Genomic DNA, 16,580 nt, shown 5'->3' with positions numbered 1-16,580 from the left:
GAGCTGACGACAGCCATGCAGCACCTCTACTGGCAACCGGCTTTACGGTTCATTCAACTTTCATCTCTTTACTACCAGCAGTTCAAGCCCAGGTAAGGTTCTTCGCGTTGCATCGAATTAAACCACATGATCCACCGCTTGTGCGGGCCCCCGTCAATTCCTTTGAGTTTCAACCTTGCGATCGTACTCCCCAGGTGGTATGCTTAATAGGTTTCCTACGGCACTGAGAATCACTTCCCAACACCAAGCATACATCGTTTAAGGCGTGGACTACCAGGGTATCTAATCCTGTTTGCTCCCCACGCTTTCGAGCCTCAGCGTCAGAAACGTTCCAGAGCGCCGCCTTCGCCACCGGCCTTCCTCCCGATCTCTACGCATTTCACCGCTACACCGGGAATTCCGCGCTCCTCTCCCGTCCTCTAGCCCAGCAGTCCCCTCCGACTTTTCCAGGTTAAGCCTGGAGATTTCACAGAGGGCTTACCAAACCGCCTACGCTCCCTGTACGCCCAGTAAATCCGAATAACGCTTGCCACCTTCGTATTACCGCGGCTGCTGGCACGAAGTTAGCCGTGGCTGCTTCTGGAGGTACCGTCCGAATGGGTTACCCCATTCCATCTTCCCTCCCGAAAGGGGTTTACAATCCGAAGACCTTCATCCCCCACGCGGCGTCGCTGCGTCAGGCTTTCGCCCATTGCGCAATATTCCTTACTGCTGCCTCCCGTAGGAGTCTGGCCCGTGTCGCAGTGCCAGTGTGGCTGATCGTCCTCTCAGACCAGCTACCCGTCGAAGCCTTGGTGAGCCATTACCTCACCAACTAGCTGATAGGACATGAGCCCATCCAAGAGCGCGCTACCCTCGGTAGCGCTTTCCTCCCTGAACCGAAGTCCAAGAAGCGTACGCGGTATTAGCTAACCTTTCGGCTAGTTATTCCCCACTCTAGGGTAGGTTACCCATGTATTCCTCACCCGTTCGCCGCTTTACAAACGTATTGCTACGTCTTCTCGCTCGACTTGCATGTATTAGGCGCGCCGCCAGCGTTCATTCTGAGCCAGGATCAAACTCTCATAAAGGTGTTCTTAGAATTTGGACCAAGGGCCACCACTTCAATACACTTACACCATTGCTCAACATTCTCTATTCAGTTGTCAAAGAGCGAAAGCACCTGTCACGCGAGCCGTGCACTATACTCTGTGCACCGAAGCGTGTCAAGGGACCCTTTTACCAAATTTAATGGTTGGGTATTCCCTAAAACCGCATGCCCTCACCGCAACACTCGCACGCGGCTACCGAGGCAAGAAGCACAAGCACCCTGCGAACAGGTGGGAAGATAGCAAAGCCCCCCCCTGAGAGTCAAGCATCATTTACATGTCTGATGAAATAATTATCGAATACTACGAATCCCCTTTATCCATGCATCATCGCGCGTCACACATTCTCGACATCCTTCAGGAAATCACCACCACATCTACTCGATCTGATGCACGTAAATGAAACTTTAACGACATCTTGCCCATTCCTGCATCCGGCAAGACCTATTTCCCTAAAATTGAGAAATACATGTAGGTATATACCTAGCTTTCACACTCGTGCGTCCAATAATCCGTACGCTACGGTGCAATGAATCCCCCGCCTATTCTTATTGCGCGGACTCGGCTTCAGGAAATAACGCTCCGGATGTCTTTCCACGGACGTTCCCCCCTCCATACCCTATCGAGCCAGAAGACTGAACCTCATTGACCTGCCACCCAAGTGCGTCCATCAACAGTGGGCAGCTAGAGCTGCGCCGACCTCAACGAGAAGAGATCATTGCGGTCGCATATATCCCCGTACCATAATATCGAAGATCCGAACTCTGATCGGAGGCTGTATGCCGTTCTCACGTCGAACATTGCTGAAGGCCACCGGACTTGGGACGGTCGCTGCGTTAACCGGCGGCTGCGACGCTGTAGGCTCCGTCTTCGGCCGCATGTTTGCCATTCCTTCTCGCGACACCACCTATTTCACACCCAACGCAAAATTCTATGTCGTGAACTATGCCGACAGCGCTGTCTCCATGACGCGAGACGTCGATATCGAGCAATGGAAAGTTCGCGTCAAAGGGGAAGTGACAACACCGCTGGCGCTGGGCTGGCGGGATATCTTAAACCGTGACTCCTACAATCAAGTCTCCACCCTCATGTGCATCGACACACTTCCCGGCGGCGACAGCATGGGCACCGCGACATGGCGCGGGATCTCACTCAAGAAACTCTTGCAAGAGGCCGGCGCCGACGAAGACACCGCGCGCGACGTGATCTTCCGCGGCATCGACGGCTACGACGACAGCATCCCCTTCACTCGCGCCATGCAAGACGACGTCATGCTGGCATTTCTCATGAACGGCGAAAAGCTGCCCAAAGAACATGGGTTTCCGATTCGGCTGATCGTGCCAGGGCTCTACGGGATTAAAAACGTCAAGTGGATCACGGAGATTGAAGTCTATCCTGGAGACTACAAAGGCTACTGGCAGCGCAAGGGCTGGACGGACGACGGCACTATCAAGATATTCTCACGTATCGACAGCCCAGGCCATTACCAAACGATCCGTGGCCACGAACAACTCTTTCGCGGCATCGCCTTCGGCGGACCCAACTCAATTAACAAAGTGGAATTGAGCTTTGATGCAGGCCGCACGTGGAACGAATGTACGATTGAACCGCCCATGTCGCCCTACTCCTGGGTCATCTGGAACTACACCTGGCAGCCGCCCAAGCGGGGCAAGTTTCAAACTGTCGTGCGAGCTACGGACACGAAGGGGCAGTTGCAGATTGCAGAAATTGTCCGGCCACAACCAGCAGGAGCGAGCGGGTTGCACACGATTATTGCCGACGTGGATTCCATCGGCTAAAAAAATACTTCGTGCTTCGGGATCAGCCCTAAGAACCCACTCAACCTAGCCCTGCCAAAATGGCTCGATACCAACGCTCTGCGCAGCTCTTACGCGCCTGATATCTTGGGTAGCGTTAATGTGCCGTCTTGAGGAAAGCCGCGGACGGCAGGGTTATGTTCGTGCAACCTAAGTTACGGCGATCTGCTGAACGAACAAACCTCTGAATACTTCCCCAAGCGCACGCAGGAAAATCACTCTTGCCAAAGTCGTTGAACAGTAGCTCCAAGATTCGCTAAACAGGGCTCCAACTCTGGAGTTGAGGTTCTGGTCACCACAAATGCTGCCGGCACATCGTCCCAATGCCGCAAATCCGGCTTCAGCGCGCCCTCCATCACCGCCGGCGCAGTGCGCATCAAGGCCACTCCCCCGATCAGCGAGAGCTGACAGAGTGCCCCTTTGCCATCACCGGCTGCATCGAGCATACAGCCCCCGACCATGAGACCGGCTCCTGCCGCCAAAGGGACCAGGCTGTACGTCAGACCAATCGGCAACCGAATCCACGTCTGTACGTTGAGAAGCGGGTGGTACGCATGGCTATGGCGGATCGCCACTTTATTGAACCAACTTTCAGTCGACAGCCGCAGTCCGGTATCCGATGCGCAGGATGCGATGAAGGGTTGCCGTGGTGTGATCGAAAAGTAGCCGCTGGCGGAACTTGAAAATTGCAGATCCCAATCGAGCTGAGGAAACCGTCCCACCCTGTAGACCAGCCAAGAAGCCTCAGCACCTTCGCCACTGTCGATACGACTGACGCGTTCGCCGGCAAACCGACGAAGCCCCTCATCCTCTTGCTTGGTCAGGCGCGGCAGGTCGCGGAGCCTCAACCAGTCCACGCGAGCTTCGCCGATCTCCCCCAGCTGTTCCCATAAGACCGCCGAGAGAAGCAGATTGACCGGGTCCTCTCCGTAGTTGTAGATCGGCGCGAATAACTCATGATCTAAATCTCTCAGTTCAACTTTCGCCTCCTCGGACTTTTGCATTCTCATGTAGCTTGCGGCCATGAGAATACTGAGGTATCCCCGCTCATAACTCTCCGATATATACTCAATGAACATTCCGTCCGGGACGAACACATTTGCCGCTTCCCTCGTGACTGAAAACGCCTTGTGCCGGAACTGCGATCGGGCTTGGGCCCCGTACCGAACCACGAGATCGTCGCATTGTGCCGTGAAGGCCTCCGACAGCAGGTTTAACCTGGCGATTCGTTTCGACAAGTCGAGGTCCTGCTCAAGCTCAGCGCAGCCAGAACTACTCTGCCGCCGTACTTCACCGGACTGACAGCCCAGGAGAGCCATGGCCAGACAGAAGCCCACAGCATATATGGTGATGAACTTGATGGTCATTGGATGAAGGGGAGTTACATATACATCTTAGGTCCACTGAAGGAGAACAGAATCGTGGAGTGAGACTACCCGAGCACCGCCAGACTTTCCAGATTTGCAACGAAAGAAAAAGAGGTGCCGGAGGGGCCCTCTGTGGAGCAAGAACCGGCAAAGAACACATAGAGCTTGTGGCATGAATCGCAAGCGGATCCTACGTGACTTCCAGGCCCATGCCTGGACCACGCTCCCTGGGCTATGGCAGGGGATCGCCACCCCTGACCTTGAAAAAGCTTGTGGCAAACTGTTCGATCATCCCGCGGAGCCCCTTGCGAATCTCCGCTGAGACGTCATCTTTTGGCCCATACCCGAGAATGGACCGATTCCAGAGACTGCCGGGTGTCATGGGCATGAAATACGACCCCGCGTTGCAATCCACATGATAGGCGACAATATACTCTTCACCGACAGTCCATACCTCACAGGTGAGAAACCCAAGCTGACTCAGCCGTTCTGTCCCATCCTGAGCGGGGCCACTCGATACTTCAAGCGCAACCCCTGGAAAATTTTTAAGAAACGCCAATCGCGTCACATCAGTCAGCTCTCCGCTCTTGAGCCCAATCTTCTCAGCAGTGCCGTGAGTCTGCACCTCCATAGACACAAATTTCTTGATCTGCCGCAATTCTGTAAAAGGCAAGGGCCCGTGATTCGCGCCTTCGGCCACCACCGCTAATATCGTCGCCCATCCAAGGGCGAGCCCGAGTGCCAACGCCCTCCTCGCCCCTCTCATGTCACACCCCATGCTGTACCTCCCTGAATGGCCTGAGGAGAATCTGAACAATTCTCACCCTCCTGTTCAGTCTGCCACAACCAAGACTGCTATTCATTAACGAACTTGCCGAGGCCTCCACTCACACCTACAACAAATTCCTCTTCTCACTCCCGTAGTCATTCCGCTCATTGAGCCCTTCCGCATTCAACGGTGACGGGCCATAGAATAGATTTGCACAATCTCATCATTCGTCAGATCCCGCCATTGGCCTGACTCGAGGTCGCCCAGCAGAATCGGTCCGATCGCAACCCGCACAAGTCTCAGAGTCGGGTGCCCCACGGCTGCGGTCATACGCCGAACCTGCCGGTTCAACCCCTCGCGTAACGTGATCTCCACCCAGGCAGTCGGCACATTTTTACGGAAACGGATCGGCACAGGGCGATCGGGTAACTGCGGATCATCCAGCAGCAGCCGTGCTTCAGCAGGTCTGGTGTTCTTACCGTTCAGCAGCACGCCCTTTCGCAACTGTTCCAACGCTTCCTCATTCGGGACACGTTCCACCTGCGCAAGGTACAGTTTCGGCAACTTATGCTGCGGGTCTGTGATGTGGTGCGCCAACGTTCCATCGGACGTCAGAAGCAACAGCCCTTCACTATCCAGATCGAGACGTCCGGCGGCATAAACACCTGGCAAATCGACGTAATCGGCCAAGGTCGGCCGTCCCTCGGAATCGGTAAAGCAGGGCAATACCCCGTAGGGCTTGTTGAAGGCAATTGTGCGAATGGTCGGCATATGCATGAGGCGAAACGAAGACTTGGACTACTATAGTCAACCATCCTCAACAGCACAACGTGCAGGCGACGATGCTCCTCCCCCTTTTACAACTCCCCTAACTGTATGATTGCAGGAACCTCCCTACAGGACATACTCCATTTTCAGAGGCTACGTAGTTTCCCCAGACATCTCCCTCCATACCCGGAAGCTCCTAATCGCTGAATAATCATGGCAGATAGGGAACGGCTCCCCTCCCGGCACCACACTTGCTCTATACCCCCTGCAGTGCATCCTTCACTTTCATATTCACAAGGAGGTTTTATCATGACTCGTTTTGCACATATGGTGGTGTTAGCCGCATTTCTGGCCGTTGGATTCGGCGTTCCCATGACCTTCGCTGCAGAACCAACCCCTGCAGAGCAGAAGGAAAAGAAGGATACGACCAGCAGCAAGGCGGACGACGATAAGAAGAAGGACGAGAAGAAGGACATGGGCGGAAAGTAAGTTCTGCTCTGGGGCGCAGTTACGGCTGCGCCCCACCTGCAGCCGTGCATTCAGTACACACACAACCAAATTCCTACCCCGTTTCAATCAATCGGCGCGCGCGATCGACATTCACTGATTGCAGGGAAAACCCTACAGCGATTGCAGCGCCATGCTTCAGTCTTCTGGCGATCACTTGCCCCCAAGCGACCATCCCCACGTTAACTCCATAAGAAATGAGCGGTTATCTTTACGCATATTCCGCACGATCAGGCATTGTGCTTGCTCCCCTCCTCAAGACTCAGTCCGCCATCATTCACAGTAGGAAATCATGCAACGACTGTTGACTAATCGAGCCAGGCTGCTTCAGGCCCCTGCATGGGCCATGCTCTGTGCGATAGCCGTGGGAGGCTGCGTGAGCACGGAGACCCATACCAAAACGCTCACCGAGCTGGAGGCCGCGAAGAAAATAGCCGTCCAGCAAGCCGCAGACCTGGACGCGCTCAAGAAAAAATCTCAGGCACAGGCCGATCAGCTCCAGCAGCAATTAGCCGGGCTGCAACAGAATCTGGACCAGGAAGCCACTCAACGAAAAGCCGCCGAACAACAGGCCGCCGAGCTGGCGAAGGAACGAGCGGGCCTCGAAGCGCGATCGGGAGCGCTCCAGTCAAAACTTGATGGACTGGAAAGAGACAACGGCCAACTCGGCAACGAGTTGGGAGACGTACGGGGACAGATCGATGCCCTCCAAAAAAAACTGATGGACGAATCGGCGCAAGTCAGCGCCTTGGAAAAAGACAAGCAAGAACTCACCAGCGGAACGGCCTCGGCCCAGGGGGAAATTGCCAAACTCCAAAAGCGCGCGGCTGAACTCGAAGCCAACGCAGCCCGCATTGCGAAGGAGCGCGAGCAACTACGGCAGGAGCAATCACAACTCGCCGCCACGTTAGAACAGGAGCGCCAACGGCTGAAAGTTGGAGAAGAGGAGAAGGCTCGGCTGGCAAAAGAACACGACCTGCTACAGCAACAGAAGTCCCAGCTGACAGCCAGTTTGGAGCAGGAACGCGAGCGGCTGAAAGCCGGAGAAGCGGACAAGGCTCGGCTGGAACAAGAACGGCTGGCGAAAGAAGAGGAAGTCAAACGGTTGACCCGTACACAGGAGGAACTCTCCAAGTCGCTTCAAGATGAAATCGCGAAGGGGAATATCACAATTCAGCAGGTACGCGACCGTCTTACGATCAATATGGTCGATCGCGTCTTGTTCGATTCCGGCCAGGCACAGGTCAAACCGGCAGGCATCAAAGTACTCAAGCAAGTCGCCGATGTATTGAAAACGGTCACGGACAAACAGATCAGGATTGAAGGCCACACCGACAATGTGCCCATCAGTTCAAAACTACAAGACCGCTTTAAGACCAACTGGGAACTCTCCACGGCGCGGGCCACGACCGTCGTACATTATCTGATCGATCAGGGTGGAGTAGACCGCCAGTACCTCTCTGCCGTCGGCTACGCGGACACCCGTCCCATCGCGGCAAACGACTCGGAAGAAGGCCGTTCATCCAACCGCCGCATCGAAATCGTGCTCTACCCGAAAGACCTCAAACAAATTGCCAGTCAAGTAGAAACCGGTTCGTCTGCCTCTCGGTAACCATCGGCTTTCAGGAGGTGCTCACCAGCGTGGGCACCTCCTCCCAGGCCCCTCAGTGCAATCAAACACTAATCTTACGCGTCGATTGAGGCCTTCCCCCCGCTTCCCTGCTTCGGTTATGATGCATCACGCGATCGGTCTTCAGAATCATTGCGTAGGAATTGGCTAAATTTCTCTCACTGAGATACCACTGTTGAGACGCGCGCTGGCCGCGATCAAGCGCAAGTTGGTGAACGTCGACACCCATGTCGATCAGCTCGTCAAGGACATGAACCGCTCCATCGCTGAAGCCGACAAGTTCATCCAATCGATGGAAAGAGAACCGGCCTAAATAGTCCGCTCGATACCGACTCATACGAGTCAGGAGATCCTTATGCGCTGGGAAGGACAACGGGAAAGCACGAATGTCGAAGACCGCCGCGGAATGAGTCCGGCGAGGGTCGGAGGCGTGGGCGGGCTCGGCATCGGCGGCATCATCCTCGTCCTTGCCGTCAGCTATTTCACCGGGACCAATCCCCTCACCCTCCTCAACATGCTCGATGGCGTGCAGAACATGACGGAGTCATCGACATCCTCTGAGCCAGGCCGCATCGGAGCCCCCAGCGATCAGCTTGGCAAGTTCGCCTCGGTCGTCCTCGCCGATACAGAAACGACCTGGACTGGACTGCTTGGACAGGGGTACGAAAACCCTCGCATGGTGCTCTTTTCCGGCGCGGTGCAGTCGGCTTGCGGCACCAGCTCGTCAGCCGTCGGCCCCTTCTATTGCCCCGGCGACCACAGACTCTACCTCGACCTGTCATTTTTCAATGAAATGTCTCAACGTCTCGGCGCACCGGGAGATTTTGCACAGGCCTACGTCATTGCACATGAAGTCGGACACCATGTCCAAAACCTGCTGGGCATCGCAGCAACCGTGCATCGGCTTCAGCGGCAAGGCTCAGAAACAGAAGGCAACGCGCTGTCCGTCCGCATGGAACTGCAAGCCGATTGCTTCGCCGGTGTATGGGGACATCATGCCAAACGCGATCGGAACCTGATCGAACCAGGCGACTTCGAAGAAGGACTACGAGCCGCCTCTGCCATCGGAGACGACCGACTCCAAAAAATGTCGCGGGGCCAGGTACAACCGGAAAGCTGGACCCACGGCTCCTCAGAACAACGCACGGCTTGGCTCCGAAAGGGCCTGGAAACCGGTGACCCAAAATCCTGCGACACCTTCGCCGGCGGTCACCTGTAGCCCCGTTATTGTATGGACATCGATCAGGATCAACAGCCAGAGCCGTCCTCTCAGGGAATAGCGTCGGCGCTTTTAGCCGATGCGCCCTGGCGCGCAAATTCCGTGGTAGCGGCAGGCGCCACGATGGCGGCAGGGCTTGCCGCATGGGTCGCCGACTATGCCGACTCACCAGTTTTTGCACAACTGGGTGGCAGCTACATCGGCGGGTTTTTCATCGGATGGGCATTCCGTCGATTCTTGAAGATGGCCGCCCTGGTCGTCGGTGGGATCTTCGCCGGTCTCGCCGTCCTCAAAGGGACGGGGTGGGTAGATCTGGACTGGAGCGCGATTGAGACACAGATCATGCACAGCATGGCCGCTCTCCAGCGTGGCGCTGAAGGGCTGAAGCAGTTTCTCTCCGGCTATCTTCCCTCCGCCGGAGCGGCAGGAGCCGGGACTTTTTTCGGGTTTCGCAAGAAGTAACGAGCGGGACCGTCTCGTAGTAGGAGGAGCGGGGCACTAGTTGCTGAGTTTCTGCTCGATCTTCTTGCCCGCCTTTTCAAACCCTTCAGCAGTCTTGCTGGCCGCCTTCTTCAGCTTCTGTTCGATCTTGTCGCCGATATGTTTCTCTTCGACTTTCTTCACGACGGCTTTGGTCTTATCCTCAATTTTCTGACCGACGCGCTTCGCCGTCGTTTCAACCCGTTCCATCACCCCCTGCGACTCTTCGGCCAAAACAGGACCGGCCGCGCAGAGAGCCAACATCAACAGACCCACCGCCTGCATTCGAACCATCACTGTAGCCATAAGACTCTCCTGTATGAAAACACCATACCATGCACATCGGCTCTTGTCGCAGCTACCCTGCCACCCATTCCTCACGCCAGGCACTCTGGATTATACTATGTACGTCTACCGGACTTTCTTACGAAAGGATCTTCCATGCACGACATGTGTAGCAGACATTCTTCTATACGCAACTGGACTCTGTGCCTGCTCGCGCTTCCCCTATTCGGCGTCACAGTTCCAGCACAGGCCGAGATTGCACCCACAGCGCTTGACCGCGCCAAGTTTTCGACCGTCGGCATTCTCGAAGATACGCAGGATCAACGCAGCCCCGACAAACCAGGAAAGATACTTGTCCGCGGAACCGGATTTCACCTGCGCGACGGCTACATCGTCACCGCCCGGCACGCAGCAGAAAAACAAGATGTCACCACCGGACCCGTCATTCAGAAGCAGATCCATATCCTGACCACCGATCTCCACGAACTCCCGGCCGACCTGGTTGGAGACAGCGCCTTCATGGACGTCGTGGTCTATCGCATCGCAGAAGCCCACCGCGCCAAGCTTCGAGCCACGACCTCATTCGCCTCCGGTGACGTGCTGCCAGGCCAGGAAGTCTTCACCGTCGGCTATCCGATGGGCTGGGGCCCGACCATGTCCTTCGGCCACTTGGGCAATACGAACACCTTCCTCCAAACGGTGGACACCAGGTTGATCCAGGCCGACGTGGCCGCCTGCAGCGGCAATTCCGGTGGCGGGCTCTTCAATGACAAGGGAGACGTGGTCGGGATCATGCATGCCATCATCCAAACCGAACGAGACGATTCCACCGCGCGCTGCAGCCGCATGGCCTTTGCCATTCCGGCGATTCTGGCCAACCGAATCGTGAACGCAGCCCTGGAAGGCAAACCCATGACTTTCTCAAAGATGGGTATTCACATGATGCCCGTGAAGGACGGCACCAAGTGGCGCATGGCGGTGAAGGACGTGTCTGAACCGGCCAAAGGAGCCGGCATTCAGAAGCACGACATCATCATTGCCATCGAAGGCACTGAGATCAACGATGCCGCCCATCTGAAAAACTATCTCATCGAACGAACGACGCCGGGACAGAAAGTCGCCGTCAAAGTGCGGCGCATCGATGCAGATTTGACCTTTACGGTCACCCTTGGAGGAGGATGAAAAATTTCAGTGTGGTGCGCTATGCCCTGGCAGAGCTTGATACCAGCCATTGGCCTGAGCCAACGATACCGGGCAGCCGAACAACATACTGAGGTTGCCTTCTGTGAGAACAGCACGTTTCTCACCGTCCTGCAGAATCTTCCCTTGCTTTAATAGCACCACACGCTCCACTTCAGGCGGAATCTCATGGATGTGATGGGTCACCAGCAAGAGCGTTTTCCCCTTTTGTATATGGGAGCGAACGAGATCTAAATAGTGGAACGTCGCCGTCAGATCGAGGCCACTGGTGGGTTCATCCAGCACTAACGCCGTCGGGTCATGCACCAGCGCACGGCCCAGCAGGCAGCGTCGCTGCTCGCCTGTGGACATCTCTCCGAATCGTCGCTCCCGCAATGAACTGGCCCCCATCTCCTCCAACATCTTGTCTGCCATGACGATCTGCGCATAGCTAAAGTTTTGATGACCATAGATGCCGATGCTGGCGTAGAAACCGGACAGAATCACTTTCAGACCGGTCACTTGGTCCATGTATTGACGTTGAAGGTCATGGGACACCATCCCTAAGCGCTTGCGGACGTCCCAGACATTCCACTGTTCTTCGCCAAATAACCGGATATGGGTTTCATCATGCGGGAAGGGATGGACTTCTCCCGCCAGCAATTTCAAGAGGGTTGATTTGCCTGCCCCGTTGGGACCGAGGATGGCGACATGCTCACCAGCTTGAAGCGACAACGAAAAATCGCTGAAGACACAGGTGTCACCCCGATAGACTGTCGCATGCTGAATGTCGAGAATTGGAGGTGAGTTCGTCATGGAGAAACACTTGGAGGTCAACGCCTAACCTATCTCGCATACCAGCGTAACAGGACCCTACCGTTCGACCGGACCACCGACCGCCTTGCCAGCGCGGCGTGACTTCTCCAGGCCGGCACGAGCCAATGCATCCACTCGCTCGTTGTCCGGGTGGCCGTTATGGCCTCTAACCCAGCGCCATTCAATCGTGTGGCCGGACGACAATAGATCCAGACGGCGCCACAAATCTTCATTCTTGACCGGCTCTTTGCTCGCCGTTTTCCAGCCCCGTCGCTTCCAGTTGTGGATCCATTCGCTGATGCCCTTTTGCACATACTGCGAATCGGTGTAGACCTGCGCTTCCACCGGCTCAGTGAGCGACTGCAAGGCCTCGATTACCGCAAGCAGCTCCATGCGGTTGTTCGTCGTCGCCGGCTCCCCGCCGCAGAGCTCCGTTTCAGCATCGCCGATACGGATCAACGCGCCCCAGCCTCCAGGCCCTGGATTCCCGCTACAGGCGCCATCCGTATAGATTTCCATCATCGTCTACTCTCCTCGTGAGGCGTAACAATACCTTGGATGTCGGTCATGTTACCCTAGCAGGCTGCGGAAAAGCTCGGTGCACGCGAAAGAATGGCCAAGATACTCGGAGTGGCACCGCGACCAGAACAACCACAGGATGCTCAAAAAGGCCGTCCAGCAAGGCCGCAGCGAGCGAAGAGGCGAGGCGTACTGGTTGGTACGTTGAGCCTCTTCGTGAAGCGAGAACGCCGCTGGTGGACTTTTTCAGCATCCTGCTGGAGACAGGGAATATGTATGCATACCAAGATTACGCTTCGGCAGGGTCCGGATTGATCTTCGCAGTGGATGTCTTATTCGTGGAAGAAACGCTCTACTTCGAAGAACCGGAAATCTTTGGCGTCGCCGTCTTCACATCGGCGTTCTGCGCGCGATGCAGGAGGGCATGATCCATGAGCACCAGCGCCACCATGGCTTCGGCAATCGGTGTGGCTCTGATGCCGACACAGGGATCATGGCGGCCATTGGTCTGGACCGTCACGGCATTCCCCTGCTTGTCGATAGAGCGGCGGGGCACACGAATACTCGACGTCGGCTTGATCCCGATCGTCACCACCACATCCTGCCCCGTGGAAATACCGCCGAGGATACCGCCGGCATGATTCGTCACAAACCCTTCCGGGGTCAGTTCGTCGCCATGCTCCGAGCCCCGCTGCGTGACTGAGCCAAACCCCGCGCCAATTTCCACGGCCTTCACGGCATTGATGGTCATCATGGCCGCGGCCAAATCTGAATCCAGCTTGGCATAGACCGGTGCGCCCCAGCCGACGGGTACATGCTCGGCGACTGTCGTAATTCTCGCGCCGATGGAGTCTCCGGCCTTGCGCAGCTCGTCCATGAAGGACTCAAGCTTCGCCACTGCGGCAAGGTCAGCCACAAAAAACGGATTGTCACCCACCGCATCCCAGCTCTTGAACGGCACTTCATGCGGTCCAAGTTGGCTGAGGTAGCCGCGGACCACGACGCCATACGTTTCGTTGAGCCATTTCTTCGCAATCGCCGCTGCCGCCACTCGCACAGCCGTTTCACGAGCAGAGGATCTCCCCCCGCCACGATGATCGCGAATCCCGTACTTCTGCCAATAGGTGTAGTCTGCGTGACCGGGGCGAAAGGTATCGATCAGATTGCCGTAGTCCTTGCTGCGGGCATCTTCGTTTCGAATCAGCAGCGCGATCGGAGTGCCGGTGGTCTTGCCTTCAAAGACGCCGGAGAGGATTTCAACGCGGTCGGATTCCTGCCGTTGCGTGACATGGCGTGAGGTGCCGGGCTTGCGCCGGTCGAGATCTAGTTGAATGTCATCGACCGAAAGAGCCATGCCAGGCGGGCAGCCATCCACGACACAGCCGATCGCGGGACCATGGCTCTCGCCGAATGACGTGACGGTGAAGATGTGACCGAACGAATTGCCTGCCATGGGACGGATGACTCCTCCCTAATCGACGAGGTCGAGCTTGATGCGCAATTCCTTTAGTTGATCGGTGCCGACGGCTGAGGGGGCATCGGTCAGCGGACATTGGGCCCGTTGCGTTTTTGGAAATGCGATCACGTCGCGGATCGAGTCGGCATGTCCCAACAACATGATCAGCCGATCGAGCCCGAAGGCAATCCCGCCGTGCGGAGGCGCGCCAAATTCGAGCGCATCGAGCAAGAACCCGAACTTCGCCTGCGACTGCTCCTTGTTGATGCCGAGCAGATCGAGAATGCGCAGCTGGATATCGCTCCGATGGTTCCGGATACTCCCGCCACCGATTTCGCTGCCGTTAAGCACCATGTCGTACGCCTTCGCCCGTACTTTGAGCGGCTCTGAATCCAGGAAAGCCAGATCCTCGTCCATCGGTGCGGCGAACGGGTTATGCATGAAAATATACCGCTTCTCTTCCGGTGAATAGTCCAGCAAGGGGAACTCGGTCACCCAGACAGGCTTCCAGGCTGTGGTATCGATCAGCTTCAACTCTTCACCGAGCGAAAGCCTGATGCGACCTAACACGTCATGGACAATGGCTGCCTTGTCGGCACCGAAGAGAACTAAATCACCAGGCTTGGCCTCAGGAAGGGCCGCTGCGAAGGCCTTGGCATCCAAAAACTTGGCGATGACAGACTCCAGCTGCCCTTCGGGGGTGATCTTCAACCAGGCCAGCCCCTTGGCGCCGAACGTCTTGGCCATCTCACCGAGCGCATCGATCCTGCTCCGAGGAGTGGCTGCGCCGCCTTTGACGATCAAGGCCTTCACGATCCCGCCCTTGGTCGCCGCCTCCTTGAACACTTTGAAATCGCTGGAGGCCGCAAAAGCCGTCACATCATGCAGCGGCATGTCGAAACGCAAATCCGGTTTGTCCGAGCCATAACGTCCCATCGCCTCGGCATAGGTCATGCGCGGAAATGGAGTCGGCAACTGCACGCCGCCCGCGTCACGAAACACGGTGACGATCATCTGCTCCATCAAGCTCATGACATCCAGCCGATCGACGAACGACATCTCGAGGTCGATCTGGGTAAACTCCGGCTGCCGGTCGTTGCGTAAATCCTCGTCGCGGAAGCAGCGCGCGATCTGATAATAGCGATCGACGCCACTGACCATGAGCACTTGCTTGAAGAGCTGCGGCGATTGAGGCAGCGCATAGAACTGACCGGGATTCACCCGGCTTGGCACTAGATAGTCCCGCGCGCCTTCCGGCGTACTCTTGGTCAAAATCGGCGTTTCGACCTCAAGGAAGCCTTCTGCGTTCAGGAAGCCGCGGACGGCCTGCATGATGTTGTGCCGGATGGTTAAGAGTTTCTGCATCTTCGGACGACGGAGATCCAGGTAGCGGTACTTCAGCCGGATCGACTCGGTCACTTCGGCCTCGTCTTCGATCATGAACGGCGGCGTCTTCGACTCGTTCAGAATCTCAATGGCATCCACGAAGACTTCGATCTCGCCCGTCGGCAGGTTGGGATTCTTCGACTCGTCGGGACGGGCCATCACTTGACCGGTCACCGACACGACGCATTCGCTCCGTAACGCATGGGACGCTTGGTGCATAGCGGCATTTCGCTCGGCGTTGAACACCACCTGCGTCAACCCGGTTCGATCGCGCAAGTCGATGAACAGCACGACGCCATGGTCGCGCCGCCGCTGCACCCACCCGTTTAAGACGACGGTTTGCCCGACTGCGGCTTTGGTAAGTTCGCCGCACCGATGAGTTCTGACCTTCATACGACCTTCGCTTTCTTCGAACGAGCCCACCCAACCCGACTGATCCGCTTCTTCGGTCTGGGAACCTGTTTTTCTGCAGCCTCTTCCGTGGCGAGCTTATGCTCGGCGAGCTCGCGCAGGGCGTTCGCTTCACGGTCGGTCAGGTACCGAAACTCTCCGGCCCCCAAATCGCCCAACGACAACGGCCCCATCTTAATTCTCGTGAGCTTCAAGACCGGATGACCGACTGCCTCCATCATCCGTTTCACTTGATGTTGGCGCCCTTCGCGGATCGTAATCTCCAGCCAGGAATTCAACTTGGCTTTTTTCACCTTCTTCACCACGGCCGGACCGGTCATGCCGTCTTCCAACTGCACACCCTGCTCTAACTGCCGGATATGGTCATCCGTCACCACCTGCTTCACCTTGATGAGATAGGTCTTCGGCACATGGTAACGGGGATGGAGCAGCGTCTGCGCCAAATCGCCGTGATTGGTCAACAGCATCAACCCTTCGCTATCGAAGTCCAAGCGGCCGACGGGAAACACCCGCACCGAAATTCCCCTGAGATAATCCTTCACCGTCGGACGACCTCCCGGATCGTTCAATGTCGACATCACATTCTTGGGCTTATTCAGCAATAGATACACGTACGGCTGAGCGGAGCTCAGGTGCTTGCCGTCCACTTTAATATGGGCGCGCTCCGGATCGACCTTGGTGCCGAGTTCCGTCACCACTTTACCGTTGACGGTCACGCGCCCGGCGGCAATCCATTCCTCGGCCTTCCGTCTTGAAGCGAGTCCTGATCCGGCAATGATTTTCTGTAATCTAACTTCCATAGTGCGTGATCAGTGAGATGTGATGGGTGATGGGTGCATCATCGGACTGGTATCCGACTCGTCACTGATCACTCGTCACTCAT

At 56.4% G+C, this 16,580-nt stretch carries 16 protein-coding genes and 1 rRNA gene; 7 read left to right on the top strand and 10 right to left on the bottom strand.

Annotation, left to right across the window (positions count from 1 at the left end; translation table 11 throughout):
* A 16S ribosomal RNA gene (locus Q8N00_12970) occupies positions 1-1,070 on the bottom strand; the annotation flags it as partial.
* A 797-nt stretch (positions 1,071-1,867) separates the two neighbouring features.
* Between Q8N00_12970 and Q8N00_12965 the strand changes: the two genes are divergently transcribed.
* Positions 1,868-2,887, top strand: a complete 1,020-nt coding sequence (locus Q8N00_12965) for a molybdopterin-dependent oxidoreductase (protein MDP2383703.1) — start codon at positions 1,868-1,870, stop codon at positions 2,885-2,887.
* 233 nt (positions 2,888-3,120) lie between these two features.
* Here the strand turns inward: Q8N00_12965 and Q8N00_12960 are convergent, their stop codons facing one another.
* The 3 genes from Q8N00_12960 to Q8N00_12950 form a co-directional block, all read right to left on the bottom strand.
* Positions 3,121-4,143 carry a hypothetical protein gene (locus Q8N00_12960; GenBank protein MDP2383702.1) on the bottom strand — a complete coding sequence of 341 codons (1,023 nt, stop codon included), beginning with the start codon at positions 4,141-4,143 and terminating at the stop codon, positions 3,121-3,123.
* Positions 4,144-4,504: 361 nt separating this feature from the next.
* Positions 4,505-5,050 (bottom strand): hypothetical protein, encoded by a 546-nt coding sequence (locus Q8N00_12955; GenBank protein MDP2383701.1) that lies wholly within the window; start codon positions 5,048-5,050, stop codon positions 4,505-4,507.
* Positions 5,051-5,224: 174 nt separating this feature from the next.
* A complete protein-coding gene (locus Q8N00_12950) occupies positions 5,225-5,818 on the bottom strand; it encodes a pseudouridine synthase (GenBank protein ID MDP2383700.1) in 594 nt (197 codons plus the stop codon).
* A gap of 300 nt (positions 5,819-6,118) precedes the next feature.
* On the opposite strand from Q8N00_12950, the gene Q8N00_12945 reads away from it, so the two are divergent.
* From Q8N00_12945 to Q8N00_12925, 5 genes are all read left to right on the top strand, one after another.
* The gene (locus Q8N00_12945) at positions 6,119-6,298 is read left to right on the top strand and encodes a hypothetical protein (GenBank protein ID MDP2383699.1); all 180 of its coding nucleotides are present in this window, start codon (positions 6,119-6,121) and stop codon (positions 6,296-6,298) included.
* 310 nt (positions 6,299-6,608) lie between these two features.
* A complete protein-coding gene (locus Q8N00_12940) occupies positions 6,609-7,928 on the top strand; it encodes an OmpA family protein (GenBank protein MDP2383698.1) in 1,320 nt (439 codons plus the stop codon).
* A gap of 193 nt (positions 7,929-8,121) precedes the next feature.
* Positions 8,122-8,259, top strand: a complete 138-nt coding sequence (locus tag Q8N00_12935) for a DUF2959 family protein (GenBank protein ID MDP2383697.1) — start codon at positions 8,122-8,124, stop codon at positions 8,257-8,259.
* Positions 8,260-8,301: 42 nt separating this feature from the next.
* Positions 8,302-9,165, top strand: a complete 864-nt coding sequence (locus Q8N00_12930; protein ID MDP2383696.1) for a neutral zinc metallopeptidase — start codon at positions 8,302-8,304, stop codon at positions 9,163-9,165.
* Positions 9,166-9,177: 12 nt separating this feature from the next.
* Positions 9,178-9,627, top strand: coding sequence for an FUN14 domain-containing protein (locus tag Q8N00_12925; GenBank protein MDP2383695.1), 450 nt, complete (start codon positions 9,178-9,180; stop codon positions 9,625-9,627).
* Positions 9,628-9,663: 36 nt separating this feature from the next.
* Here Q8N00_12925 and Q8N00_12920 read toward each other — a convergent pair whose 3' ends face one another.
* Positions 9,664-9,951, bottom strand: a complete 288-nt coding sequence (locus Q8N00_12920) for a hypothetical protein (GenBank protein ID MDP2383694.1) — start codon at positions 9,949-9,951, stop codon at positions 9,664-9,666.
* A gap of 144 nt (positions 9,952-10,095) precedes the next feature.
* On the opposite strand from Q8N00_12920, the gene Q8N00_12915 reads away from it, so the two are divergent.
* Positions 10,096-11,112 (top strand): trypsin-like peptidase domain-containing protein, encoded by a 1,017-nt coding sequence (locus tag Q8N00_12915; GenBank protein MDP2383693.1) that lies wholly within the window; start codon positions 10,096-10,098, stop codon positions 11,110-11,112.
* A 6-nt stretch (positions 11,113-11,118) separates the two neighbouring features.
* On the opposite strand, the gene Q8N00_12910 is transcribed toward Q8N00_12915, so the two are convergent.
* The 5 genes from Q8N00_12910 to Q8N00_12890 form a co-directional block, all read right to left on the bottom strand.
* Positions 11,119-11,925: an ATP-binding cassette domain-containing protein gene (locus tag Q8N00_12910; protein ID MDP2383692.1), complete on the bottom strand. Its 807-nt coding sequence runs from the start codon at positions 11,923-11,925 to the stop codon at positions 11,119-11,121.
* Between the two features lie 57 nt (positions 11,926-11,982).
* Entirely contained in the window at positions 11,983-12,444 is a 462-nt protein-coding gene (gene rnhA, locus Q8N00_12905) for a ribonuclease HI (GenBank protein MDP2383691.1), read from the bottom strand.
* Positions 12,445-12,796: 352 nt separating this feature from the next.
* Positions 12,797-13,897 carry a chorismate synthase gene (aroC, locus tag Q8N00_12900; protein ID MDP2383690.1) on the bottom strand — a complete coding sequence of 367 codons (1,101 nt, stop codon included), beginning with the start codon at positions 13,895-13,897 and terminating at the stop codon, positions 12,797-12,799.
* Positions 13,898-13,915: 18 nt separating this feature from the next.
* Positions 13,916-15,679: an aspartate--tRNA ligase gene (gene aspS / locus Q8N00_12895; GenBank protein ID MDP2383689.1), complete on the bottom strand. Its 1,764-nt coding sequence runs from the start codon at positions 15,677-15,679 to the stop codon at positions 13,916-13,918.
* A complete protein-coding gene (locus tag Q8N00_12890) occupies positions 15,676-16,497 on the bottom strand; it encodes a pseudouridine synthase (protein ID MDP2383688.1) in 822 nt (273 codons plus the stop codon). Before Q8N00_12890 ends, aspS begins: the two co-directional genes overlap by 4 nt.
* Positions 16,498-16,580: the final 83 nt, after the last annotated feature.

The organism is Nitrospirota bacterium (genome assembly GCA_030684575.1).
Lineage (GTDB): Bacteria > Nitrospirota > Nitrospiria > Nitrospirales > Nitrospiraceae > Palsa-1315.
Note: the sequence above shows the minus strand (reverse complement) of the source record. Positions and strands in the feature narration are given on the sequence as shown.

Coding starts and splice junctions, on each gene's coding strand:
- Q8N00_12965 (MDP2383703.1), top strand. CDS start 1,868: ATGCCGTTCTCACGTCGAACATTGCTGAAGGCCACCGGACTTGGGACG.
- Q8N00_12955 (MDP2383701.1), bottom strand. CDS start 5,050: ATGGGGTGTGACATGAGAGGGGCGAGGAGGGCGTTGGCACTCGGGCTC.
- Q8N00_12950 (MDP2383700.1), bottom strand. CDS start 5,818: ATGCATATGCCGACCATTCGCACAATTGCCTTCAACAAGCCCTACGGG.
- Q8N00_12945 (MDP2383699.1), top strand. CDS start 6,119: ATGACTCGTTTTGCACATATGGTGGTGTTAGCCGCATTTCTGGCCGTT.
- Q8N00_12940 (MDP2383698.1), top strand. CDS start 6,609: ATGCAACGACTGTTGACTAATCGAGCCAGGCTGCTTCAGGCCCCTGCA.
- Q8N00_12930 (MDP2383696.1), top strand. CDS start 8,302: ATGCGCTGGGAAGGACAACGGGAAAGCACGAATGTCGAAGACCGCCGC.
- Q8N00_12925 (MDP2383695.1), top strand. CDS start 9,178: ATGGACATCGATCAGGATCAACAGCCAGAGCCGTCCTCTCAGGGAATA.
- Q8N00_12920 (MDP2383694.1), bottom strand. CDS start 9,951: ATGGCTACAGTGATGGTTCGAATGCAGGCGGTGGGTCTGTTGATGTTG.
- Q8N00_12915 (MDP2383693.1), top strand. CDS start 10,096: ATGTGTAGCAGACATTCTTCTATACGCAACTGGACTCTGTGCCTGCTC.
- Q8N00_12910 (MDP2383692.1), bottom strand. CDS start 11,925: ATGACGAACTCACCTCCAATTCTCGACATTCAGCATGCGACAGTCTAT.
- rnhA (MDP2383691.1), bottom strand. CDS start 12,444: ATGGAAATCTATACGGATGGCGCCTGTAGCGGGAATCCAGGGCCTGGA.
- aroC (MDP2383690.1), bottom strand. CDS start 13,897: ATGGCAGGCAATTCGTTCGGTCACATCTTCACCGTCACGTCATTCGGC.
- aspS (MDP2383689.1), bottom strand. CDS start 15,679: ATGAAGGTCAGAACTCATCGGTGCGGCGAACTTACCAAAGCCGCAGTC.
- Q8N00_12890 (MDP2383688.1), bottom strand. CDS start 16,497: ATGGAAGTTAGATTACAGAAAATCATTGCCGGATCAGGACTCGCTTCA.